The organism is Chroococcidiopsis thermalis PCC 7203 (assembly GCF_000317125.1).
Classification (GTDB): domain Bacteria; phylum Cyanobacteriota; class Cyanobacteriia; order Cyanobacteriales; family Chroococcidiopsidaceae; genus Chroococcidiopsis; species Chroococcidiopsis thermalis.
Map to the genome: position 1 here is coordinate 5,737,606 of NC_019695.1, position 22,273 is coordinate 5,759,878.

General features: G+C 43.6%; 24 protein-coding genes. 14 read left to right on the plus strand and 10 right to left on the minus strand.

The features are described 5' to 3' along the window. The first annotated feature begins 50 nt into the window (after positions 1 to 50). Entirely contained in the window at positions 51 to 1,472 is a 1,422-nt protein-coding gene (locus tag CHRO_RS25025) for a serine/threonine protein kinase (RefSeq protein WP_015157023.1), read from the plus strand. A 2-nt stretch (positions 1,473 to 1,474) separates the two neighbouring features. Here CHRO_RS25025 and CHRO_RS25030 read toward each other — a convergent pair whose 3' ends face one another. Continuing rightward, positions 1,475 to 1,687, minus strand: a complete 213-nt coding sequence (locus CHRO_RS25030) for a hypothetical protein (RefSeq protein WP_041462629.1) — start codon at positions 1,685 to 1,687, stop codon at positions 1,475 to 1,477. Between the two features lie 384 nt (positions 1,688 to 2,071). On the opposite strand from CHRO_RS25030, the gene CHRO_RS25035 reads away from it, so the two are divergent. The 5 genes from CHRO_RS25035 to CHRO_RS25055 all read left to right on the plus strand — a co-directional run bounded on the left by CHRO_RS25035 (position 2,072) and on the right by CHRO_RS25055 (position 4,414). After that, positions 2,072 to 2,287, plus strand: a complete 216-nt coding sequence (locus CHRO_RS25035) for a hypothetical protein (protein ID WP_015157024.1) — start codon at positions 2,072 to 2,074, stop codon at positions 2,285 to 2,287. Positions 2,288 to 2,621: 334 nt separating this feature from the next. After that, positions 2,622 to 3,239 (plus strand): hypothetical protein, encoded by a 618-nt coding sequence (locus CHRO_RS25040; protein WP_015157026.1) that lies wholly within the window; start codon positions 2,622 to 2,624, stop codon positions 3,237 to 3,239. Between the two features lie 27 nt (positions 3,240 to 3,266). After that, on the plus strand, positions 3,267 to 3,770 hold the full coding sequence (locus CHRO_RS25045; RefSeq protein WP_015157027.1) for a hypothetical protein: 504 nt from the start codon (positions 3,267 to 3,269) through the stop codon (positions 3,768 to 3,770). A 42-nt stretch (positions 3,771 to 3,812) separates the two neighbouring features. Beyond that, positions 3,813 to 4,049, plus strand: coding sequence for a hypothetical protein (locus CHRO_RS25050; protein WP_106168019.1), 237 nt, complete (start codon positions 3,813 to 3,815; stop codon positions 4,047 to 4,049). A gap of 128 nt (positions 4,050 to 4,177) precedes the next feature. Next, on the plus strand, positions 4,178 to 4,414 hold the full coding sequence (locus CHRO_RS25055) for a hypothetical protein (RefSeq protein WP_015157029.1): 237 nt from the start codon (positions 4,178 to 4,180) through the stop codon (positions 4,412 to 4,414). Positions 4,415 to 4,531: 117 nt separating this feature from the next. Here CHRO_RS25055 and CHRO_RS25060 read toward each other — a convergent pair whose 3' ends face one another. Further along, positions 4,532 to 5,851: an OmpP1/FadL family transporter gene (locus CHRO_RS25060; protein WP_015157030.1), complete on the minus strand. Its 1,320-nt coding sequence runs from the start codon at positions 5,849 to 5,851 to the stop codon at positions 4,532 to 4,534. A 650-nt stretch (positions 5,852 to 6,501) separates the two neighbouring features. Here CHRO_RS25060 and CHRO_RS25065 point away from each other — a divergent pair. Then, positions 6,502 to 6,978 (plus strand): hypothetical protein, encoded by a 477-nt coding sequence (locus CHRO_RS25065; protein WP_015157031.1) that lies wholly within the window; start codon positions 6,502 to 6,504, stop codon positions 6,976 to 6,978. A 44-nt stretch (positions 6,979 to 7,022) separates the two neighbouring features. Here the strand turns inward: CHRO_RS25065 and CHRO_RS25070 are convergent, their stop codons facing one another. After that, positions 7,023 to 8,831 carry a hypothetical protein gene (locus CHRO_RS25070; RefSeq protein WP_015157032.1) on the minus strand — a complete coding sequence of 603 codons (1,809 nt, stop codon included), beginning with the start codon at positions 8,829 to 8,831 and terminating at the stop codon, positions 7,023 to 7,025. A gap of 254 nt (positions 8,832 to 9,085) precedes the next feature. On the opposite strand from CHRO_RS25070, the gene CHRO_RS25075 reads away from it, so the two are divergent. Then, positions 9,086 to 12,283 carry an alpha-mannosidase gene (locus CHRO_RS25075; protein ID WP_015157033.1) on the plus strand — a complete coding sequence of 1,066 codons (3,198 nt, stop codon included), beginning with the start codon at positions 9,086 to 9,088 and terminating at the stop codon, positions 12,281 to 12,283. Here CHRO_RS25075 and CHRO_RS34595 read toward each other — a convergent pair. Next, complete coding sequence (locus tag CHRO_RS34595) at positions 12,276 to 12,398, minus strand: hypothetical protein (protein WP_281168664.1); 123 nt, start codon at positions 12,396 to 12,398, stop codon at positions 12,276 to 12,278. The two genes, CHRO_RS25075 and CHRO_RS34595, sit on opposite strands and share 8 nt — an antisense overlap. Beyond that, positions 12,379 to 12,510 (minus strand): photosystem II reaction center protein PsbN, encoded by a 132-nt coding sequence (gene psbN / locus CHRO_RS25080; protein ID WP_041462633.1) that lies wholly within the window; start codon positions 12,508 to 12,510, stop codon positions 12,379 to 12,381. Before psbN ends, CHRO_RS34595 begins: the two co-directional genes overlap by 20 nt. 83 nt (positions 12,511 to 12,593) lie before the next feature. Between psbN and psbH the strand changes: the two genes are divergently transcribed. From psbH to pth, 3 genes are all read left to right on the plus strand, one after another. Next, positions 12,594 to 12,803, plus strand: a complete 210-nt coding sequence (gene psbH, locus CHRO_RS25085; RefSeq protein ID WP_015157035.1) for a photosystem II reaction center phosphoprotein PsbH — start codon at positions 12,594 to 12,596, stop codon at positions 12,801 to 12,803. A 222-nt stretch (positions 12,804 to 13,025) separates the two neighbouring features. After that, positions 13,026 to 13,313 (plus strand): TatA/E family twin arginine-targeting protein translocase, encoded by a 288-nt coding sequence (locus tag CHRO_RS25090; protein ID WP_015157036.1) that lies wholly within the window; start codon positions 13,026 to 13,028, stop codon positions 13,311 to 13,313. Positions 13,314 to 13,341: 28 nt separating this feature from the next. Next, entirely contained in the window at positions 13,342 to 14,019 is a 678-nt protein-coding gene (gene pth / locus CHRO_RS25095; protein ID WP_015157037.1) for an aminoacyl-tRNA hydrolase, read from the plus strand. Positions 14,020 to 14,137: 118 nt separating this feature from the next. Here pth and rpsU read toward each other — a convergent pair whose 3' ends face one another. After that, on the minus strand, positions 14,138 to 14,317 hold the full coding sequence (rpsU, locus tag CHRO_RS25100) for a 30S ribosomal protein S21 (RefSeq protein WP_015157038.1): 180 nt from the start codon (positions 14,315 to 14,317) through the stop codon (positions 14,138 to 14,140). A gap of 358 nt (positions 14,318 to 14,675) precedes the next feature. Between rpsU and CHRO_RS25105 the strand changes: the two genes are divergently transcribed. After that, positions 14,676 to 15,767: a tetratricopeptide repeat protein gene (locus tag CHRO_RS25105; RefSeq protein ID WP_015157039.1), complete on the plus strand. Its 1,092-nt coding sequence runs from the start codon at positions 14,676 to 14,678 to the stop codon at positions 15,765 to 15,767. 37 nt (positions 15,768 to 15,804) lie between these two features. Here CHRO_RS25105 and CHRO_RS25110 read toward each other — a convergent pair whose 3' ends face one another. Beyond that, the gene (locus CHRO_RS25110) at positions 15,805 to 16,401 is read right to left on the minus strand and encodes a hypothetical protein (protein WP_015157040.1); all 597 of its coding nucleotides are present in this window, start codon (positions 16,399 to 16,401) and stop codon (positions 15,805 to 15,807) included. Positions 16,402 to 16,444: 43 nt separating this feature from the next. Between CHRO_RS25110 and CHRO_RS34600 the strand changes: the two genes are divergently transcribed. Then, entirely contained in the window at positions 16,445 to 16,567 is a 123-nt protein-coding gene (locus tag CHRO_RS34600; protein ID WP_281168607.1) for a hypothetical protein, read from the plus strand. Between the two features lie 297 nt (positions 16,568 to 16,864). Here CHRO_RS34600 and CHRO_RS25115 read toward each other — a convergent pair whose 3' ends face one another. After that, a complete protein-coding gene (locus tag CHRO_RS25115; protein ID WP_015157041.1) occupies positions 16,865 to 17,788 on the minus strand; it encodes a nucleoside hydrolase in 924 nt (307 codons plus the stop codon). 17 nt (positions 17,789 to 17,805) lie between these two features. On the opposite strand from CHRO_RS25115, the gene CHRO_RS25120 reads away from it, so the two are divergent. Next, the gene (locus tag CHRO_RS25120; RefSeq protein WP_015157042.1) at positions 17,806 to 18,237 is read left to right on the plus strand and encodes a nucleoside deaminase; all 432 of its coding nucleotides are present in this window, start codon (positions 17,806 to 17,808) and stop codon (positions 18,235 to 18,237) included. An 86-nt stretch (positions 18,238 to 18,323) separates the two neighbouring features. On the opposite strand, the gene CHRO_RS25125 is transcribed toward CHRO_RS25120, so the two are convergent. After that, positions 18,324 to 18,536: a hypothetical protein gene (locus CHRO_RS25125; RefSeq protein ID WP_015157043.1), complete on the minus strand. Its 213-nt coding sequence runs from the start codon at positions 18,534 to 18,536 to the stop codon at positions 18,324 to 18,326. Between the two features lie 346 nt (positions 18,537 to 18,882). Then, on the minus strand, positions 18,883 to 22,044 hold the full coding sequence (locus tag CHRO_RS25130) for a response regulator (RefSeq protein WP_015157044.1): 3,162 nt from the start codon (positions 22,042 to 22,044) through the stop codon (positions 18,883 to 18,885). Positions 22,045 to 22,273 lie beyond the last annotated feature (229 nt).

Consider the following 22,273-nt stretch of genomic DNA (forward strand, 5'->3'; position numbering starts at 1 on the left):
CTAACCACCAACTACCAACCACCATCACATCTGACTTCTGACTTAAGCTTATGTCCGATCGCGATTGGGAGACACCGCTGACTAGCAATACTCTAGAACAGCGATATGAGATTATACAACAATTAGCAAAAAAAGCAGGCAGACGCACGTTATTGGCGCGTGACAGAAAAACTGAGGAGTTAGTTGTTGTCAAACTCCTGTCCTTCACCAGTGATTTTGAGTGGGATGCACTGAAATTATTTGAACGGGAAGCCAAAATATTACAAGCAATCTCTCATCCTGCGATTCCCCGTTATCTAGATTATTACGAACTCGATTTCAATAACGGTAACAAGGGTTTTGCTTTAGTACAAACTTATATTTCTGGAAAATCTATAGAAGAGTATCTTAAATCTGGACGTAGCTTTGATGAAGTAGAAATTAAACAGCTAGCGAAAGCAGTACTAGAAATTTTAATTTATTTGCATGGCAGACAGCCGCCAGTGATACACCGCGATATTAAACCGAGTAATATTTTACTGGGCGATCGCTCTGGTAACAGTATCGGACAAGTCTATTTAGTTGATTTCGGTTCCGTGCAAACTTTAGCGGCAAAAGAAGGCGGAACGATGACAGTAGTAGGAACTTATGGCTATATGCCACCAGAACAATTTGGCGATCGCACCGTTCCTGCTTCCGATCTTTACAGTTTGGGTACAACTTTAGTTTATCTGGTAACGGGAACGCATCCGGCAGATTTACCGCAAAAAGACGGACGAATTCAATTTGAGTTATTGACAAATCTCAGTCTTGAATTTACCCAGTGGTTGCGGCGGATGATAGAGCCAAGTTTAGAACGTCGTTTTACTTCTGCCGAACATGCATTACAAGAATTAATTCAACCTCAGCTTGTAGATATAGTTCTTTCAACGACCCAACAACCTAGTGATAGTAAAGTCAAATTAACTAGAAAAGCAGATACCTTGGAAATTCTTCTTCCTGCTAAAGGTTGGAATTTTGGTGTAGGATTTACTACGGCTTTTACTACTTTTTATAACCTCATACTCGTTCCTGCAACAGGTATAGCTTTTTCCCCATACTGGAGAATTAGCCATCCTTTAATATGGTTAATTGTTGGAGGTCTGTGGTATGGAAATTATATTTTAATCTCGGGAGTTCTGAAGTATTTATTAAAGCGAGTTAGACTCAAAATCAGTTCTCAGGAAATCGAGCTTACTCATGAAATAATCGGCTGGAAGTATCGCCATATTTTCAATGCAAGTAAACAAGATGTGTCAGCATTAAAGTTAATTTATGGATATCACGGTAACCGCCGATACATGCATATTTGGATTGGTAAAAATAGGTATGAGTTGTGGGGTGATTCGATTCTAACCGAACCCGAAATGGAATGGTTGGCGCAAGAAGTTAGTAGTTGTTTAGGGATAGAGATTTCTAGAGAACCTAATTTTTATATTCCCAAAGGCGATTAAATTTACAACAGTTTGCGATCGGCGAGCGATCGCTCATTTTTTTTGAAACAGTAGACATTGCTCGGATAGATGCAGATGTTATTCGAGATTTTCACCGAAACTAATGCTACAACAACTTTTCTGAGTCGAGCGATAGAAGAAAGCGATCGCTTCAATAGATAGAGTGTATTGCTACGTAGTGTAATTTTAATATCTAGCCGATCCAAATCTAGCATACCTATATAGTTTACTAGTATTTTTAATGGTTCTTCTGTATAGGAATAATCTCGGATGTTTTACATAACAAAAACAAGTATTTTGCAGTTCAGATGCACATAGATCGAGCTAAATTTAGCCGTGTAGTTATAAAACATTTAAGTGATTTTTATGAGCAGTTTTTTGTTACTTCGATCGTTTGCTTGTTCTCGGTTAATTTAAAATATATCAATGTTAGTTTGCAAAAGAATATCGTTAATCAAGATATGTAAACTTATCTTTTTTGAATTGTATTGGCTGGTATTCTCAATTGCAGTCAGTCCAGTATTATTAAATACAACTACAAATCGATAGACGGAGTTGTATTAGTACTGCGATATTCTGTATATTTGGAGGATATTGGTATGATCGAAAATTCCATAAAAGGTTTGAAAGTTCTGCAAGCAGAAGATGAGATTTGTTTGACTGGCGGTGCAGCCAGAGCTTATGGTTTTGCTGATGCTCGTGGTTTAGATCCGAAAGATGCTGACGCTAGAACGTCAGTGATAGTAGAAGCTATTGATGATGGAGTTTTTCGTTATGCTCGCTCTACCTCGATTGCTTCTATAGTCTTACAGTAGAGCGCTAGTGAAATTGCTCTAGCATTGACGCTATATCGCTGAAAGCTTCCTACAATCTAAGAGATTTGCTTTCAGCGATAAGATTTGCTTTCTGCAATTGTCTTCTAACAAATTGGTTGCAACAAAATGGAATTTCAGTTTGCAGCTAAGTTTTTTGTTCGTGTATATCCAAAAAGTGAGATTGAGTTGACTAAGATAGTGATTCGCTACAAGGTTATCTCAGTCATTCAAGCTAACTTTCTAAATGTACATCAACGTTCTTAACTATTAAAGCTATTACCGATACTTTCAGTAGTAATAGCTAACAGGATCGATCGGGAGTTCATCTAAATTTATGGCGTTGCCATCTCACATTTACCCAGAAGCACAAAATCTTCCCAAGCAGACAGAAATTGCTAAGGTTTGTGTTTATGGTCTTAGCATCTTATCAGCAGCAACATTCCTATTCTTGCCTCTGTTTAATTTATTGCATCCTAGTCCTTGGCAACGTTGGATGGGTGTAGTACACGGTTCAGCCGCCATACTGGCAACAGTAGTTGCTGTTTATACAGGACATTTAGCTTTCCCATTGCTTCGAGGTGCAAGCAAGATTTTACCGCAACTGCGAACGTTAACATTTTGGACAACAGTACTAGCCTTACTGTCTATTGTTTCAGGTAACTGGGCTTATATGAGATACCGCGCGCCTATAGGTGGTGCGCGTGCTTGGTTGCAATCAAACTCTCCATTAGTTCATAACGTGTTCATGGAATATCACGAATTTACCGTACTGTTTACAGTCCCACTAGGAACAGCTTGTGCGTGGATTCTTTGGCGCTATGGAGACTCTATAGTTGATAAGAAAAATGTTCCTGTTCTGGCAGCTACCTCAATTGCGTTGATGGCAATTATGTTTTTTGCTTTGGGTGGTTTAGTCACTGGTATTGGTATTGCCAAAATCCATAGCTTGTGATCGTTGAATAACTGGAAAAACTGACAAATGAAGCAAAATTCGCCCCAAAAAACTCAAAATTTGATTGACGAGGATAGAACGGTTGATTTGCCAATTTACAGTCAAATTTGGCAGTGGCTCAAGCATTTTCCATCAGGATTAGCTGTTGGTTCTAAAAATCCACCTCATAGTTCTGCTTCAGCAGCCGCTGCCTTAATTAGTGCTAGTTTTGGTTGCTTCTATATGATGGTCAACCAACATTTAACTGTACTTTTTAAATCGTGGGATGAGTTTGTTTGGATGCTTGGCAGTTGGATACCAGGTAGCCACAATGCTAACAAGCTGTTTGGTGAAATTGGTCCATATTCTGGTAAAGAGACATTATTGTTGTTTGGTTGGCTATGCAGTTGGTTTTGGCTGCATAATTTGTGGAAGCGCAAAAACATTCATTTCTCATTCATGTTTTTTTGGATGGCTTTTTTCTTGGTAGCCGCAACTTTGATGAATTGGCATCCATTATTCCCTTACATGCCATTGATGCCAACAAAATAGCTCTAGTTCATGACAAATTTTTGCAGTATCTTGACAAAGCTGATGATTACTCAACAAGAAAATTACTCGAATCAAACTCGCTTGCATCAAATACAAGTAAGACAGATGCATAAAGCTGTATTTGGCTTAGTCGGTATTTGGCTAGCTTTTACAACTACCTTTCTGATTGCCGGTTGGCGAGTTAGCCAAAGTGGAAGGTACAGTAATTTTTATCTCAATTCTTGGACAATTGAAAGTCAAGAACTACCAACCGTTCGTTCTCAGCAGGATAAATCATGAATTTTTTGCTTCGTACCAATTTGTCTAGGGACAATCCCGCTAGCGCTAAATTGTTTGAGCATACGGCAAATCTTTCCGCGTTAGTGAAAGTCTGTACTGTTGTTGACACGAAAATTGAGAGGTAAACAATGACTCATTTAGCAATTGATTCGGAATTATTGACAGACATTGCAGAAGATAGCGAAGCTAGTCTTTGTGGCGGGGTTTCTACAGGAATCAGCATTTCTGCCTTTGCGGACGGTACGAACTTTGCTTATTCTAGAACAGGCGCTTTCAGCTTTGCTGTAAAATTACCAGATCGCCGTAGAGTGTCAATTTCCTTGGGGGGTGGTCTTAGTATAGGCATAGACAATCCCTCAGACTGAATAGATTCATACTTGAGCAAATAGTTCGTCACAATTTTGGCGATCGCCACACTAGATTCTATCCCCCCTCGCTCCCCTAATTCAGGAGATGAGGGGATTTTCTATGGTATATTTCGATCAAAATTTCCAAGTTAGTTGCAGTCCGACAACATCAACATCACTTTCAATGCTTCCTCTCAAATTACCGCTAGTACTGCTAGATAAATCGATCTGACTATCATCAACAAATAAGTGAGCGTAACCGACATCAAAACTAATAGCATCAGAAGCTTTGAAACTAGCACCGATCGCTAACCAAGTACGATTATTATCGGGAATTCTAGGCGATCTATAAGTACTATCTACCGGACTCGGATCGTATGCAACACCAGCACGTAATTCCCAAACTGGACTTAATGTATAGTTAATTCCTAAAGAATAGCGCACTGTATCGTGCCAATTTTCCGGCTGCACGTTATCCGGTTCCGCTGGGTTGTCAAATGTGACGCGCAACTCTTCAAACCGACTCCAATTCGTCCAAGTTACGTCACCTGTAAGTGCAACGCGAGAACTAATTTGATGATAGGCATTGAGAGATAGAGTATCGGGTAGGTTCAATTCAGCGTCGATACTACCATCTTGAAATCGTCCAGTCGCGGTTAAAGCTGACACCGCAGCAGGAACGTTAAAATCAGCCTCCCCTGCTAAATCGTGGGTAATTGCCGAACGATAAGCCAAGCCGAGGCGCGTTTTCCGATTGGGTTCGTAGAGTAACCCCAAGTTATAACCCCAACTCCAATCATCGCCTTCTAATTCGACAGAACCATCAGTTGCTTGAGGCGCGGTACGCAATCTCGTAGCACCAATCAAACCAAAATCGATCGCGTTTGATAGTTTTGCCTCAGCATATTGTAAATTGATGCCAGCACCTAAAGAAAGGTTGTCTGTCAGTTTTGCCGCAACAGTAGGATTAATATTAATTGTGACGAGTTCTGAATTAATCGCGTAGTAGCGCCCAACCCAGTCGCGATCGTACCTCGTCTTCAGACCAAAAGGCGAATTCACTCCTAAACCTAGCTTGACGCGATCGCTGGCATTCCAGACAGCGTAGAAGTTAGGGACAAAAATATCCACGCCGCCGTCTCCGCCATCTCCACCTGTTAAAGGTGCGCCAGTGACAACGACCGAACCTCGATCTTGAAACAGAGCTGTAGGAGATATATAGTATCCTGCCGCGATCGCCGAATTATTTGACAGACGAGTTAATCCAGCAGGGTTGAAAAAGATCGTACTGGCATCATCCGCCGCTGCACTATTAGAAAAAGCACTGCCTAAACCGCGCACGCTTTGTTCGAGAATTGCAAAACCTGATGCTACAGCAGTACTAGTCGTGCCAAAAAATTCTAACGCCAAAAACAGCGGCAACAGCGCTGCAATTGACTGCAACGTTCTCCTCACTCTGACTCCTCGTTCTGATATTTGAATAAAGCAAAAGCAAATATATACCTTCGAGCAGTCACGCTTATAGTTGTGAAGCTAAATGAACAAATAATTATTAGATCGTTACATTTCAGTCGGGTTTCAGTGCCAATATAGAAAATAGAACTGGCAGCCAACAACAAAAAGTAGCAAGGGAGCAGGGAAAGACACAAGATCTAGAAATAGCTGAATAGTAGATCGCCTTTACGTTGCGAGATGTATTTTCCTACGACTTTCCCCTACAGTACTGATAACAAATGCTACCTCTTGATGTACTGCAAGAATTCGTCCTTAAGGCGCATTAAAAACTATGATGAAGTAAGTTAGTCTGGCAGAGCTACATCATATTTTGTAACTTACTATTCCGTCAGCGTCTGCTTTTACTTTCACAGTAGAGTTAAGTTAGATTTTCTACAGGTGAGGGTGTAAGGTAAAACAAACGATCTGGCAACAATATGGCTTATCTGAGTGTAACTACTTAGAATAGTACGACCTTTATAGATAAAAGTTTTTCTAATGTTGAAATTTAGAATATTTAACTCAAAATTTGACTAATTCTAGGGGAGCGAACGGTTAATGTTGTCTTTGCACTCTCAGACTCAACTACACTGATGGAGTAAAAAATTACAATGAGGATTCGACTGGAGCGAAAGTTAAGTTCATGCCCCCATCACCTATGTTGTACTGTCTGCGATCGCATGTTTGAATCAGGTAGAGTCCGCACGCTCCTACACAATGACGAAGGATTCATCCAAGGTGACATTTGCCCAGAGTGCATGAGGCTATCGGTCGAAACCATTCAACATAAAATTAGAGAGCGGGCAATGCTGCTACTGGAAGAAACAGACGACAGTAGCAATACGACCTTCTCACCTCAAGCACGGGCAATGGAATTGCTAGACTGCTCTACCGAAAACGTCAAATATCCCCAGTTTTATCATTGGTGGTTGGTACAGCTAGAGATCTTCTCGCGTAAATCCTCAGATGCCAGAAATGTTACAGGTATAGAAAATTGGGAATACAAAGGGCGATCGCGTAAGGCGCAAGATCGCAGTTGGCGAGAACGATTGCGGACGTTTTTTGAAAAAGATGAATCGGAAAAATAGGGGCGATCGCGTCGCGGAATTTCCTAGTTTTTCAAGCTGAGTTTTTAGAACTTACGCCACAGCTTGTGTATCCACTGCCAAAATTTCAGAAAGACTTCTTCAAACCACAACATGGCGCGATCGAGCCATGCCAAGATTTGCTCTAGTGGATGTTTAACATAACCCATTAAGGTTGCAGGGGTTTCAATCCAGTCTGGTGTTGACTGCACGGATGAATTTTGAGTCTCTGATGTAGAAATATTGCTCGGCTCAGCTTTATGCAGCGATTGTTTGCCTTTGCTAGCTTTACGAATTTCAGAACTTTTTGCTCTGGTTTCGATCCCCCCAACCCCCCTTGAGAAGGGGGGCGAGATTTTCTCGCGAGAGCCGCTCTCCCCAACTCCTCTTCTTAAGAGAGGTGAGATTCTCTTGCTAGCACGATTTTGCAGCCTTGAAATTTCAGGAGTAGACTGCTGCCCCCCTTTATAAGGGGGGTTGGGGGGATCGTTCGCCTGCCTCCCTTCATAAGGGGGGTTGGGGGGAGCGCTTGCCCGAATTTGTGGTTTAGCTATACCTTTAGGCGCTCTAATTTTGGAGAGAAATTGACGCAACCTTCCACGTTCTTGAGGGAAAGTAGAGTCAATACTAGGATTAGCGGGGAGAGCAAAATTAGGCATGGTGCGATCGCCTGTCGTTTCTGGCGTAATCGATCCGAAGAGATCGCTAGCCGTCAGCCAGGGATCTTCTAGATCTTCCTCGGCTGAACCTTCACTAGCAGGAAGTTTGGCAGTTGGGCGACGAGCGGGAAATTTAGGATTTACGGGGATCGATCTACCTGTGAGCGGGGAAACTCCCTTGGGAGTCGTACTAGTTGTGATGGAAGGTGTAGTAGCGCGATCGTCCGTCCCAAAAAAGTAATCGATCGCCGCCCAAATCAGAGATAGAATTCCTGTCGCGTGAGTTTTGCTGCTTGCCTCAGTTCGCACGGCGGCTGTAGAGCGTTCTGAACCAGCAATATCGTGACTTTGAGAGAAAATACCTTGATAGAAGGCGATCGCAGCTGACTTAACTCGGACGAGATGATGAGATTCTACCTTAGCCACAGTATGGTCTAGAGAAGTCAGCCACGGGGGAGTTGTAGGGGCGCACAGCTGTGCGCCCGTACTGGAGTCGGGAGGAGCCAGTCGCTTGCGGGGGTTCCCCCCGTTGTGCGAACTGGCGTTCGGGAGTTGAGATTGATGCCCAATTTTTTGACGGTATTGCCAGTACTGAGCTATGGCAGTCATTATTTGGTCTTGTAACGCTACTTGCTGCTGAGGATCGATAACATCCAGAGTTTGATTTTGTGCTGTCACTAATACCAAATTTCGGCTATCTAGCTGTGAAGCAATACCTTGGATGGGGTAATTGGTAATTGGTAATTGGTAATTGGTAATTGGTAATTGGTAGTTGTTGGTTGACAGTTGACAGTAGACGCTGGCGCTACACTGCGTGAAAACAGGTGAGTGTTGTTTTTTCTCCCTCAGCTCCCTCAGTTCCCTCAGCTCCCCCAGCTCTCTTCTCCCTGCTCCCGTCACATACAGCAAAACTTGCCGAATCGGAGTATCAACCGTTGGCGATTCCTCTTGAATCACTGCGTCATCAGATGGTAACTGACGCAGGGTGGCTTCAACTGCTTGATGTACTTGATTTGCCGTCGATCGCCTGGACTGTAACAGTAGAAATATGGGATACATTCCTACAGCTGCAACCCAACTGGCAGTAGATTGGAGATTGCGCCAAGCGCGATCGCACTGCTGGGTAAAGCGGCGCGATTGCTTGTGGACGAATCGAAACAGTCTGCTTTGATAGCGAGCGGAGGAAGCAGGAGTCATAGACTAAGTGCGGACGAGGAATTATAAATTATGAAACGAACGATCTAAAAAATGAATGAGTATTTTATCCTTGAGGCGGCTAACATTCATGTCGGCAGATATGCACCGATCTTATCGAGAAACAGATCCTTTTATAACGTTTGTTGCTAACTGAAATCTTAAAATAGATCGATTCTTATCACTTCTCAACCGTGCTTTTATCTTTATAATTTAGTGTTTTGATATTTTCGCGTCCTCATAACTGGGCTAGATCTATGACATCTTTTGCACCACACTCCAATTTAGAGGTAATTGCACAAGCGATCGCCCAGTTACGCCACTGTACTCAAGTCGATCTGCAAATGAATTGGTTGGGGTGGCTGGAGCCAAAATCGGAGAAGTCTGTAGGGGCGCACAACTGTGCGCCCCTACCAACCCTTTGCTCCCTCAATAACAGAGGACATATTGCCTGGGAAAAAGGGAAAAAAGTCTTGTGGTTGCAGCAAAAGTTAGTAGTTCCAGCACAATTACAGGGCTATCCTCTGGCTGGCTTATCGCTGCGACTGGCTTTGACTTGGTGGGCGGAATTAGCTCAAATTTATGTCAACGATGAATTGGTACAAGAGGGAGATTTATTCGATTGCTCGACAAGAATACTCCTCAGTTCTGGCGTGAGTCCTGGGGAAGAATTTTCTGTGAGTTTACGGCTGGTAAGTCCAAATCACGACGATGGAGCCTTGGTACGATCGCTATGCTTATATGAATCAAACGATCCAGCAGATCCAGAGCCAAGTTTTGTGGCAGATGAATTAACCATTCTCCAGAAGCATTTAGAAACCTTTGAGCCAGCACAATTATCCACGCTTGCTACTGCTGTCGCTCAAATCGATTGGTCGAGTTTATCAGATAAAGACAAGTTTGGGCGATCGCTCCATGCTTTACGCCAAAATCTCCAATCCAAAATCTACGTTGCGCTGGAACCGCATCAAAGGTGTAACCCAAAATCTAAAATCTTTCTCCTCGGACACGCTCACTTAGATTTAGCATGGTTGTGGGCTGTCAGCGAAACTTGGGAAGCGGCTCAGCGTACCTTTACTTCCGTTCTTAACCTGCAACAAGCTTTTCCCGAACTCACTTTTTGCCATTCTACTCCCGCTCTTTACGCCTGGATCGAACAATACCGTCCCGATTTATTTACCGCAATTCAGCAACAAGTCAAAACTGGACGTTGGGAAATTGTCGGCGGTTTATGGGTAGAGCCAGAACTCAACACCGTCAGTGGAGAATCAATTGTCAGGCAGCTCTTGTACGGACAAAGATACGTGCAAGCAAAATTTGGTCAAATTTCTTCTGTTGCTTGGTTGCCAGATAGTTTCGGCTTCTGCGCGACTCTACCGCAATTTCTGAGTTTAGGAGGAATGGAATATTTCGTCACCCAGAAATTACGCTGGAATGACACGACGCAATTTCCCCATGAAATTTTCTGGTGGCGATCGCCTGACGGTACGGATATACTGAGCCTCATGTCTGCGCCCATCGGTGAAGGCATCGATCCGGTCAAAATGGCAGCTTATGCTTGCGACTGGGAAGCCAAAACTCAATTACCACAATTTCTCTGGCTACCTGGGGTCGGCGATCATGGTGGTGGTCCCACCCGCGATATGCTTGAAGTCGCGCGACGCTGGCAACAATCGCCCTTTTTTCCCGATTTAGAATTTACCACCGCTGAGAAGTATTTGCGGGGAATTCCGCATGTAGAGACGTTACATGTAACGTCTCTACATTTGCCCATATGGAACGATGAGCTTTATTTAGAATTTCATCGCGGCTGTTATACGTCTCATGCCGATCAAAAACGATTCAATCGTCGTTGCGAAGACTTGTTATATCAAGCAGAATTATTCGCAACTCTGGCAATGCTGACTGCTGAGACAGCCTATCCCAAAACAGAAATTGAAGAGGCTTGGAAAAAAGTCTTATTTAATCAATTTCACGATATTTTACCTGGTTCTGCTATTCCTGAAGTTTATGTTGATGCTAACCAAGACTGGCGAGAAGCAGAGCAAACGGCAACAGCTATTTTAAACCAATCTTTGCAAGCGATCGCCGCTCAAATCGATCTCCCTCCATCTCCCCATCCTGAAGCACAGCCAATTGTCGTTTTTAACTCCCTCAATTGGGTGCGATCGCAAGTTGTCGAACTTACAGTTCCAAATCTACAAGATACTAACTGGCAAATCTGTACTTCAACGGGAGAAAGCGTCCAATCTTACATTAACGTTACTGAATTTACGGGCGATCGACAATCATCTACCGGACTTATTTCTTTTCTCGCCAAAGATATTCCCTCCGTTGGTTATCGCGTTTATTGGTTATGTCCCCATCCCAATTTCATTGCATTGAGTTCTCAGGTAGCAAGTTCTACCGAATATGTTATTGAAAATGAGTATTTGCGCGTTACTGTAGATTCTCATACGGGAGATTTATCAAGCGTTTTTGACAAAATCAATCGATGGGAAGTCCTCAATGGTGCAGGCAATCAACTGCAAGCTTTCCAAGATAGCGGACAATATTGGGATGCATGGAACATCGATCCTAATTACGCTCAACACCCCTTACCATCTGCTGAACTCATAAGTATTAACCGACATGGCGATCGCGATTTCCTACAAAGTTGCGTCAGTGTAGCTCGAAAAATCGGTCAGTCAGTTTTTAGCCAAGATTACATTTTAGAAATAGGTTCTCCCGTCCTCAAAATTAAAACTAGCGTTGACTGGCAAGAACGTCATGTAATGGTAAAAGCTGCTTTTCCCCTGAATGTATCAGCAGACTATGCTACTTATGAAATTCCCTGCGGTGCGATCGCCAGACCGACGCAACCCCAAACTCCAGCAGACAAGGCAAAATGGGAAGTACCGGCTTTACGTTGGGCTGACATAAGTATGAGCGATCGCGGTGTCAGCTTGCTAAATGATTGTAAATATGGCTACGATTGCCAACCGGATCGACTGCGTTTAACATTACTGCGTAGTCCTGTATGGCCCGATCCCGAAGCAGACATGGGCTTACATGAATTTACCTATGCACTTTATCCCCATGCTGGTACGTGGCAACAAGCACAGACAGTTAGGCGTGGTTACGAACTGAATATACCGTTGCAAGTTTTACTATTGCCTGCTGCGACAGCTACATCAGGAAAGATCCCAGATAAGACCAGCTTTTTAACAATATCAGCCGATAACTTAATTTTGATGGCGTTCAAGCCTTCAGAAGACGAGCCGCAAGAGTTGATTTTGCGGTGCTATGAATGCCACGGCGATCCAGCTCAATTAGACCTACAGAACACCTTAAATTTAAACGTAGCCGACGATCTCGATCTTTTAGAAAGATCTATAGCTACTAATCGAGCCGACCGAACAGCCAAGACTATTTCACCGTGGAAGATCGTCACCTTAAAGCTCAAGGTTAGATGAAACGGAGCAACTGCGATCGCTGGCGATTGCGGTGGGCTTCTGGAGAATATAGAGACTGCCTGCTGCCCACCAATAATACAAAAGTATAACTATCTTTAATCTTCGTGTTCTTCAAACGGATCTCTTAACTCTTTTGCTGGAGGACCGAAGGAGGTATACACTGTCCAGCCAGTAATGGCAATCAATACGGCAGCCAAGGAAATGCTAAGAACTGTTGCGGGTTCCATCATAGCGATAGATTATGAGTACTCTTCCTATACAATATTACAGAACGTTAAAAAATGCTTTCGCAATTCATCATAGGTGAGTCATGGCACAACGGACTTGGTTGGGAGAAATCCTCAGACCCTTGAATTCAGAGTATGGTAAGGTTGCCCCTGGTTGGGGGACGACTCCCGTAATGGCGATTTTCATACTATTATTTTTCGTCTTTCTCTTGATCATCCTGCAAATCTATAACCAATCATTGCTGATTGAAAGACCTGATATTGCCCCTAATTGGACTGGTTTAGGTGGTTAATCGTTAGAAAACTGAGAGTTATTAACAATACTTATAACTTGCATTCCACCCAGAATCGATCTGGGTTTTTTTTTGAGATATAAGGAATTAAAGTACAGACGTGACAACTTTGTAGAGACTTTACATGTAACGTCTCTACACTGACAACCAATCGCTACTCAATAGTTACTGTTCGCAGCCTATACTAAGACTGGGGGAACAGACATTGCAGGAGGGTTGTTTATGAATGTCTTCGGTATTGGACTGCCAGAAATGGCTTTAATTTTTGTAGTTGCATTGCTGATCTTTGGACCCAAAAAGCTGCCAGAGATTGGTCGGAGCTTGGGGAAGGCTATTCGCAGTTTCCAAGATGCCTCTAGCGAGTTCCAGTCAGAGTTTAAGCGCGAAGCGGAACAGATAGAACAGGCAATGCAGACAACTGCCGAACTAGAACCAAAGCAAATTCCGCCAGCAGCAACAGAAGAAACCGTTTCTACCAATACGACAACTTCTTCAACGCAGCAAAGCTAGACAAATAAAAGCTAGATCGATAGGTGTAATGACAGAAGCGATCGCGTCTAATTCAACTTCCAATCAAGTTCTCATTGTGCCGCAACTCATTGTTGGTCTGGGAAACCCAGAGCCTAAATACGACCAAACCCGCCACAATATTGGTTTTGCTGCTGTTGATGCGATCGCTCGTGCTTGGCAAATTCCACTGGCAGACAATCGCAAATTTCAGGGCATATTTGGTGAAGGTAGGAGTAATGCAGGTAAAATCCGCTTACTCAAACCCTTAACATATATGAATAATTCCGGTCAGGCAATTCGCGCCGTCACGGATTGGTATAAGCTACCACCAGAATCGGTACTGGCAATTTACGACGATATGGATCTCCCCTTGGGAAAAATTCGTCTGCGCTTATCCGGTTCGGCTGGCGGACACAATGGAATGAAAAGTGCGATCGCTCACTTAGGAACGCAAAACTTTCCCCGCCTACGAATCGGTATCGGTAGACCTCAAGGCAACAATACCAAGGAAGACGCATCGACTATATCTTACGTGCTGGGACGCTTTTCCTCAGATCAAACCCCATTAGTAGCTGAAGTTTTGCAAATGGCGTTAGAAGCTGTAGAACTAAGCTTGAAACAAGGAGTAGCGCAAGCAATGAACCGCTACAACAACCGCAATATCTTATTAGACGCGAAGGATACAAAACAGGCTGTAGGTAACTAGCGATCGCCTATTTTGTATCCTTATCTCACTTTTTATCTGATACGATGACTTACTTCCTTCAATTCAGTTAAGCAGCGTCACCAATTGAGAATATATTAAATTTAAATTTCCGATCTATCTATCTCATCCGTCGCTTGCGTCGAGCTGCGACAGCTTTGCGTTTGCGTTTCTCTTGGGGTGTTTCAAAATGACGATGATATTTTACATCTGCCAAAATTCCTGCTTTTGATACTTGGCGCTTGAACCGCCGTAATGCCGAATCAATTCCTTCATTTTCTCCGAGAAGCACTTGGGTCATTCTATCTCTTTCCTCAAAATCATCAATTCAATTGTAGTCTTCCCTAAAGTTCGTTTGTTCGGTGACTACATACCATAAATAGTGCTGAAAATAAGTTTAGCATTATCGTTGTTGCCTTAACTAGGGATAACCAATGCTGGAAGAGAGCTGAGGGGGATAAAGGGGACAAGGGGGACAAGGGGGACAAGGGGGAACTCGCTCTTCCCCACGACCGAAGGGAGTGGGGATTAGGGGGCGAAGGGGGACAAGGGAGACAAGGGGGAGAATTCTGGTTCCACTAGTCACTAGTCACTGATAACTGATAGCTGACAACTGACATTTTGGGCAACATAAATACAGTTGCTCTCTTGTCCTATTGATGCTCGATCTCATTGCTGCTGCTTTTGAACGCCAAGATTATGACACCGCAGCCCAGTTATTACAGCAGCTGCGACATAGTTCTCCCACAGACCCTTGGGTACAATTCTACTCGGGTAGATTAGATGAAATATCTGGCAAATTAGATACAGCAGCAGAGATTTATCGGCAACTGTTACTGAGTTCGGTTCACGTTCACGCTAGGATTATGGCGCAAGCGCGTCAAGGTATAACCCGCATCGAATCACTGCTCAAGGCACAACGCCAGCAGGCGATCGCCCAAGCGACTGCCGATCCAGATAACATGCAAAAAGGCGTGTTGGTATTAGAACCGATTGCTAGCGATCGCAAGTCTGAAGCTGCCCGCAGATTATCCCAAATCATGCAGATTGACCCTTATACAGCTCGACTTCAGCTACCAAGTCGCGGTTGGCGGCTGTATCGTACAGGTGCAATTGGCGAATTACAATTTTTCGGTCAACAACTTTTAGCTGCTGACATTCCTTGTTTTTGGGCAACTTTGGCAGAAATCGAACAAATCCAAGTTTTTCAAGCGCGATATTTTGAAGTCGCTCCAGCAGCCAGTGTTGTTTGTCAAAATGAAGTAGATGAGCTGAGTTTTCTGAGCTTTCAATGGTCGGAAGTGACTCATAAAGTGATGGGGTTATTACCCCTTTTCGAGCAAGTTGTAGACATAAATGTACGTGGCAAGCTACAACGCAAAACTCAGACTCAAGACTACGCGCAATTCTGCGATTTACACTTAAGCGATCGCGGTTATATCGTGCGACTATGCGATCGCGATTATATGTTCCACAACGGCATTTCTTTTTCCGAGCAGCAAACGCACAATCAAACAACCGTCAGAATTAACTGGAATCATTTACAGAATTTTCTCGACCAAAAACTCGAACGCGCTGAATCCTGGTCAGATTTTACCATTTTTGCCAATACAGCTTTGGATTGGAGCGATTTGCTCGCTCCAATTCCATCTCACATCCATCTGTTCCGCCGCGATCCCTCCAACTGGGATGCAGCATTCCATCTCTACAGTGGATTAGTTTTTCTTAAAAGGAAGGAAAAATTAATGTAGAGAGGCGATCGCCACACCCTACATTTTCTACTTCAATCTAACCAGGAGTCTTAACCTGGCGTGCCATATCCAAGAAAGAATTCATATTTGCTCCTGGGCGACGACGGCTGTTAGAAGCAGACGGCATCAGGTAGTTGGGCGCAAATGTAGAAGCAGCCTTACCATTGCTATCAGCAACAGCTTTCACTGGTTTGGTTGGCTTAACAGCCTGAGCTTTGACTCCCTCAGCAGTTTGCACCAATTCTACTTCTACTTTAGGGGGTTGTTTCTTAGTAGGAACCTCAGCTTTTACCGTTTCTGCTTTGGCTGGTGTAGCTGCATCAGCTGTTTTTACCTTCTCTGCCTTAGCTGGCTCTGCTTTAGCTGGCTCTGCTTTAGCGTTAGACTCAGATTCTTTGGTTGTTGCAGCAGTGACGAGTTCTGACGCTTTAGCTTTAACTTCGTTGGTTGCTGAAGCAATTGATTTAGCAGCAGCTTTTAGTTCTTTAGGGACTTCTGTTTCTTCTAATTCAAGAAAATAACCATTACGCTTGCGAGGTTTATCGGGTTTACCTTCTAAGGATTTTTTGCTACTGAAAAAACCTAAAAAGAAAGACACTATCCCACTCAGTATTTTTTTGATCGAACCAAACATTTGCAATACTCCTGGCTTCTGACGATGAGATTGACGGCAACTTATGAAAAACTCAACTAGGCTGCGATCGCAACACGAGATCGATCGCGCTGCCCCCTGCTATCTGACAGCACTTGTTTCTTTTTATACTTTTTCCCTTGCAGTTGAAATTGCTTCACTAGGCTAAATATCCCTAGATACTTCTTGCAGGTCACTCAAATTTGGATCTAATTAGGATTAATTATGAAATTTTTTGGGAATTTTATGCAAGATTACTATTTATTTCTTAACATTTATTTACCCTAAACCACTCAAGTATTATTGCTTAGTCCATTAGGAGTAGATAAACGCAGCAATTGTTAATAAAAATCTACATATTTTTAAGAAAGCAACGGTTATTGATGAGTGGCTGGTGGCTGGTGACTAGTGGTTAGAAACGATTCTAGCCACCAGCCCCTAGTCACTAGTCACTGATAACTGTCCCTCATCTTTGCCACTGCTGTAATATGTACTCATAAAATATCTCGCGATCGACTCGCTCCATGACTTGAACTTTGCGCCCGCCAGGTTGAATTTTGGTGCGACCTTGGCTTGCACCTGTAGTGATAATTGTGGTTTCCCATTCTCGCAGTTGATAAAACTCTGGATGAGCTAGATATGCTGTGGCTAACACATCCCAAAAATAATAATCTTGAGGAATGACCAAGGCATAACACTGTCCTACCAAGTCTGAAAGGGGATAATGACGCTGTTTGCCCATTTGCCGCACGATCGCGGCTGTGACTGGAACATTATTTGTTAAATCCAGAGGACACATCACAATCGGAATCTGTGTCTGCCAAACGCGATCGACAGCCATTGCATCCCAGTAAGCATTCCATTCCGCCGAACCATCCTGTCCTGGTTCGATGCTTTTTTCTACATTACCAGGAACATTCAGCGCTCCACCCATCCAAACCAGGCGTTGAATCTTAGCTTCGATTTCTGGAGCCGTATCTAAAGCAACTGCAATAGTGGTCAAGGGACCAGTTACCATCAAGGTTACGGGTTCTGGCGCATTCAGCAACGTATGGATGGTAAACTCCTGACCTGTTTGCTCAACCAAAGACGTGCAAATGGTATCTTGCTGGTTGAGAATGGGTAGGCAATCGACAATGAGGGAATCGCGACGATAGAGACGGGGGAAAGGATTAATCCCGCGCACGGTACTAGCTGCAACCGGAACGCGATCGCATCCCATGAAATCGAGAATTTTACGGGTAGCACTGACGGCGGCGTGGGCGTAACAATCAGCTGGAGTGACAACAACACCCAGACATTCAACTCGTTCCATCGTCATCAGTAGCATAGTTGCTAGATAATCATCTACACCACCGTCACAATCCATAAGTACGAGTTGTTTAGACATAAATAGGAGAATTATTCATGGATGAATTTATGGCAGCCGCGATCGCTCAAGCACAACAAGGGTTAGCAGAAGGAGGTATTCCCATCGGTTCGGTACTAGTCAAAGATGACAAAATTGTCGGTCAGGGACACAATAAGCGAGTTCAAGACGGCGATCCTGTCACCCATGCAGAAATCGATTGTCTCCGTAACGCAGGTAGAATCGGTAACTATAAAGGTACGACTCTTTATTCCACATTGATGCCTTGTTATCTCTGTGCTGGTGCTGTAGTGCAGTTTGGGATTAAAAAGGTGATTGCAGCTGAATCTGCCAATTTTGCTGGAGCCAAAGACTTTATGGAGGCACATGGCGTAGAAGTTATCGATTTAAATATGTATGAGTGCAAGCGAATGATGGGAGATTTTATTGAAAAAAATCCTTCTCTTTGGAATGAGGATATTGGTGAATAGGGTACAGCATAGCGCCTCGGACTCTACTCGATCGCAAAAAATAAGAGCGCCAAATCGTGCGCTCTCATTGTTTTATTTAAGTTGATTCAAGCAACTTGCGAGTGTATTTCCTCTTCACTCGGTATCCAGTTAGCTGATAAGTCTTCAACGACACCTGTTTGTCCTAATTCCCTATCTCTCACGACTCTGACTATTAAGGTTGGCTGATAAACTCCATCAATAATCTGGTGTCCGTAACCGATGACATTACCAGATTGTCCGCTAGCGTGATGAATAACGCGATCGCCGACTTGAAACATGGCTCACTCTCCTTATTTGAGGATATGGTTGTCTGCTGTTTCTTGTCTCGAACCTGGATCGTTAAATTGATTAAGTTGTGATTCTCCTTCTATACAATTTGCCGTGAATTATATGTTGAGGTCAACTTCGATTTATGGGTTGATTGCCAAAATATGTTCTTCTTACTGAAGAACACTTGACCTACAATTGACGCAAACGAACTGCCCAGACAACACTCAATCAAATGAGAGAAAGTTATTTCGATTGGCAGCCACTAACATTGACTTTACTCTTACTTTATTCCAACGTCACAATATCAGACGAAGTTTAACGGGTCAACAAGCTGAAAATATTTTGTAATCAGTACTACGAGTTATTTGATAACTCAGTAGTATTTAAGTATTTCTTTAGTTCTGCTTTAACTTTTATGTACTCAGCCTCAAGCTCAGAGACAATTTCTCTACTCTTTGGGAATTCAATTGTGCCATTACGTCCAATGATTTCTAATTGCTTTGATAGCTGACTGAAATACATTGCCCCCAAAGTAGCGCTACTAGATTTGAGAGTATGGGCTGCTCGTTGTAATTCTGTAGCATTTACAGATGCGATCGCGATTTGCATTGTTTGAATTAATTTCGGTGCATCTTCTAAATAAGCATCAACTACCACTGCGATCGTTGCTGCTCCACCTTCCCCCGCCATCTCCTCTAATGCTTGCAAAGCTTTAGGATCGATTGCAGGAGAGGGTAAAGGTGGTGCGTGGTAGGTGGTGAAGCGGGCGGGAGCGTCCGGTTCCTCCGCAATAAAGCCGCGTCGTGGTGCGTGACTAATTTCTCCCTTGTCCCCCTTGTCCCCCTTGTCCCCCTTGTCCCCCTTGTCCCCCTTGTCCCCCTGCTCCCTACTCCCTGCTCCCTGCTCCCTGCTGCCAACACCTACGGGATGGCACTGACTCAAAGCCTGAGCCAAATGCTCGATCTTCACGGGTTTAGTTAGGTAATCGTCCATACCAGCATAGAGACAGGCTTCGCGATCGCCTTGCATGGCATTTGCAGTCATGGCGACAATTCGCGGTTTATGCGGAGGGAACCACCGCTGGCAAATTTGTCTTGCTGCCTCCAATCCATCCATTTCTGGCATCTGTACGTCCATCAACACGACATCGTAAGGCTGACGTTGCAGCGCGGCTAGAACTTCCAGTCCATTGTTAGCAACATCTGCCCGATATCCCATTTGCTGCAACATTAACAACGCTACCTTCTGATTTACCGTATTATCTTCAGCTAATAAAATATTTAAAGGATGAGTTTGCGCTATTTGAGCGCTAAGAGTTGAGGATTTAGGCAAAAATGGCGCAACTTGGGATGGCTGCGATTGTTCGCTCAAAATTTGCAACAGTACGTTATATAGCTGAGATTGTTTGACAGGCTTTGTCAGACAGGCAGATAACTTGACTGCTGTACTTTGACTGGCGACTTCTGGCTTACCCATAGAAGTCAAGATGACTAAAGGTAGCTTGCGATAGTTAGAGTGTTGGTGGATAGTTGTAGCTAGGCTCAAACCATCCATCTGCGGCATTTGCATATCTAACACTGCTAGATCGAAAGGATCGCCACGTTGCAACCATTCCAATGCCTCTGCACCAGAAGTAGCTGCACGGGGAAGCATTCCCCAAGATTGAGCTTGCAGCATCAGAATTTTACGATTGGTAGCACTATCGTCCACAATTAACAAACGCTTACCGTGCAATTGCGGCAAAATACAGGAACTTTCATGCTGCACGATATTGGGTGCTGCTACCGCGATCGTAAAGTAGAAGGTAGAACCAACACCGACTTGGCTCTCTACCCACATTCTCCCGCCCATCATCACACTTAAACGCTGAGAAATTGCTAAACCCAACCCCGTCCCGCCATATTGACGAGTGGTGGAAGTATCGACTTGACTGAAGGACTTAAATAACCGATCCATGCGATCGCTAGGAATTCCAATCCCGGTGTCTTTAACGGCAAATTGAATTTCATAGAATGTCGGCATGAGATAATCGGCAGTCTGCGGTAGTTGCTCTTTTTTTCTCCCCTCTAGGTACTCGCTACTATTTATCTCTTTAGTCGTGACTGAAACTACAACTTCTCCATGCTCCGTAAACTTAACTGCATTGCTCAGCAGGTTGACTAGAATTTGACATAGCCGCGTCACGTCTCCCATAATCGTAGCTGGTGTTTGTGGATCGAGCAGGTAAGCCAGCTCCAGATTCTTGTCCGCAGCTTGAGGAGCTAGCACATCGAGAGAATTTTCAATACAAACTCGCAAATCGAAGGGTTGTTCTTCTAAATCCAACTTGTCTGATTCAATTTTGGAAAAGTCTAGAATGTCGTTGATGATTGTCAGTAAAGCATCGCCGCTTCTGCGGATCGTATCTACAAAATCTTGCTGCTGAGGAGTTAGGGATGTATTGAGCAGCAAACCTGTCATGCCAATCACTCCATTCATGGGAGTACGGATTTCATGGCTCATGTTGGCGAGAAACGCACTTTTAGCTTGATTGGCAGCCTCAGCTGTGTTACGAGCCATCTGCGTTTCCAACTGCAACACTTCCAATGCTGTTTTTGATTCTACAAGTTGCATACTAGCGGCTTCTGCTTGCTCTAAGGCTGCCTGTAAAGCTGCCGTTCTCGCGGCTACTTCTCGTTCTAGCTTCGTATTTTGCTCTGCTAACTGGGTATCCCGATGCGCGATCGCATTTGCCATCTTGTTAAATGATGTCGCCAGATACCCCAATTCATCTTTTCTGTCGGCATCTAGTTGGACATCTAAGTTTCCCGCCGCAATCAGCTCTGTGGCTGTCAGCAATCTCCTTAAAGGTTTAGCAATTTGCTGGCGTAAAGTGACAAATATTAAGGCAACTTCTGTTAATAGCGATAATAGCCCTAAGATCGGGATAAATTTAGCGTTAGACCATGCTTGCTGGAACAAGAATGACTTGGGAAGGACAACTACGAAATACCAATTAAGAGTGGGAATACTAGCAACAGCAAGATACTCGTTATTCTTGACGTTATCTATGACTATTTCTCCAGGTTGACTATGCTTAACTAATTTAAAAATAGTTTGCAAATGCAAATCGTCCGCGCGATCGAGATAAAATTTACCCTGACTAGTTTGAATTTGTGACATCAAATTTGGATGAGCAATTAGGCGACCGTCGGAGTGAAAAATCATGCTGTACGATCCTGGCAACCACTCGTTTGTCGTTCTCTTAACTAGATCGTCGAGCAGAATGTCACGATCGGTTGAGGTTAAGCGTCGCTCGTCCTGAGTTGCTGCTGCGAGAGCCAAAAAATCGCTCTCTTGCCGACCTCGTTCAATTACATATTGTTTGAGGTCTTCTCGCACATGAGATTCTAAATTCGATAAAACATGAAGATAACCGATCGCACTAGCAGCAATAATCACAAGAGTTACTCTCAGTGTTATTTTTAATAATGTTCGCCGTGCTATCTTGCCAATTGCTATTCGACTAGAAGCCATATCTTAATTTCCAATCCGACAAATGCTTCACGCTACGTTCGCATTTAGTATTCCCGGAATCAGTTATCAGTTATCAGTGAAGAGGGAGCGCACGAGCGCAAGAGCAGAGAGCAGGGAGAATATTCTGATTTCCCTAAAATTTTCTTTATCAAAAATTTATGAGAGTGGGACAAAATTGCGTGATTTACTCGATGTGAAAGCTGACAATAGTAGTCCATAGTGAAGCTAC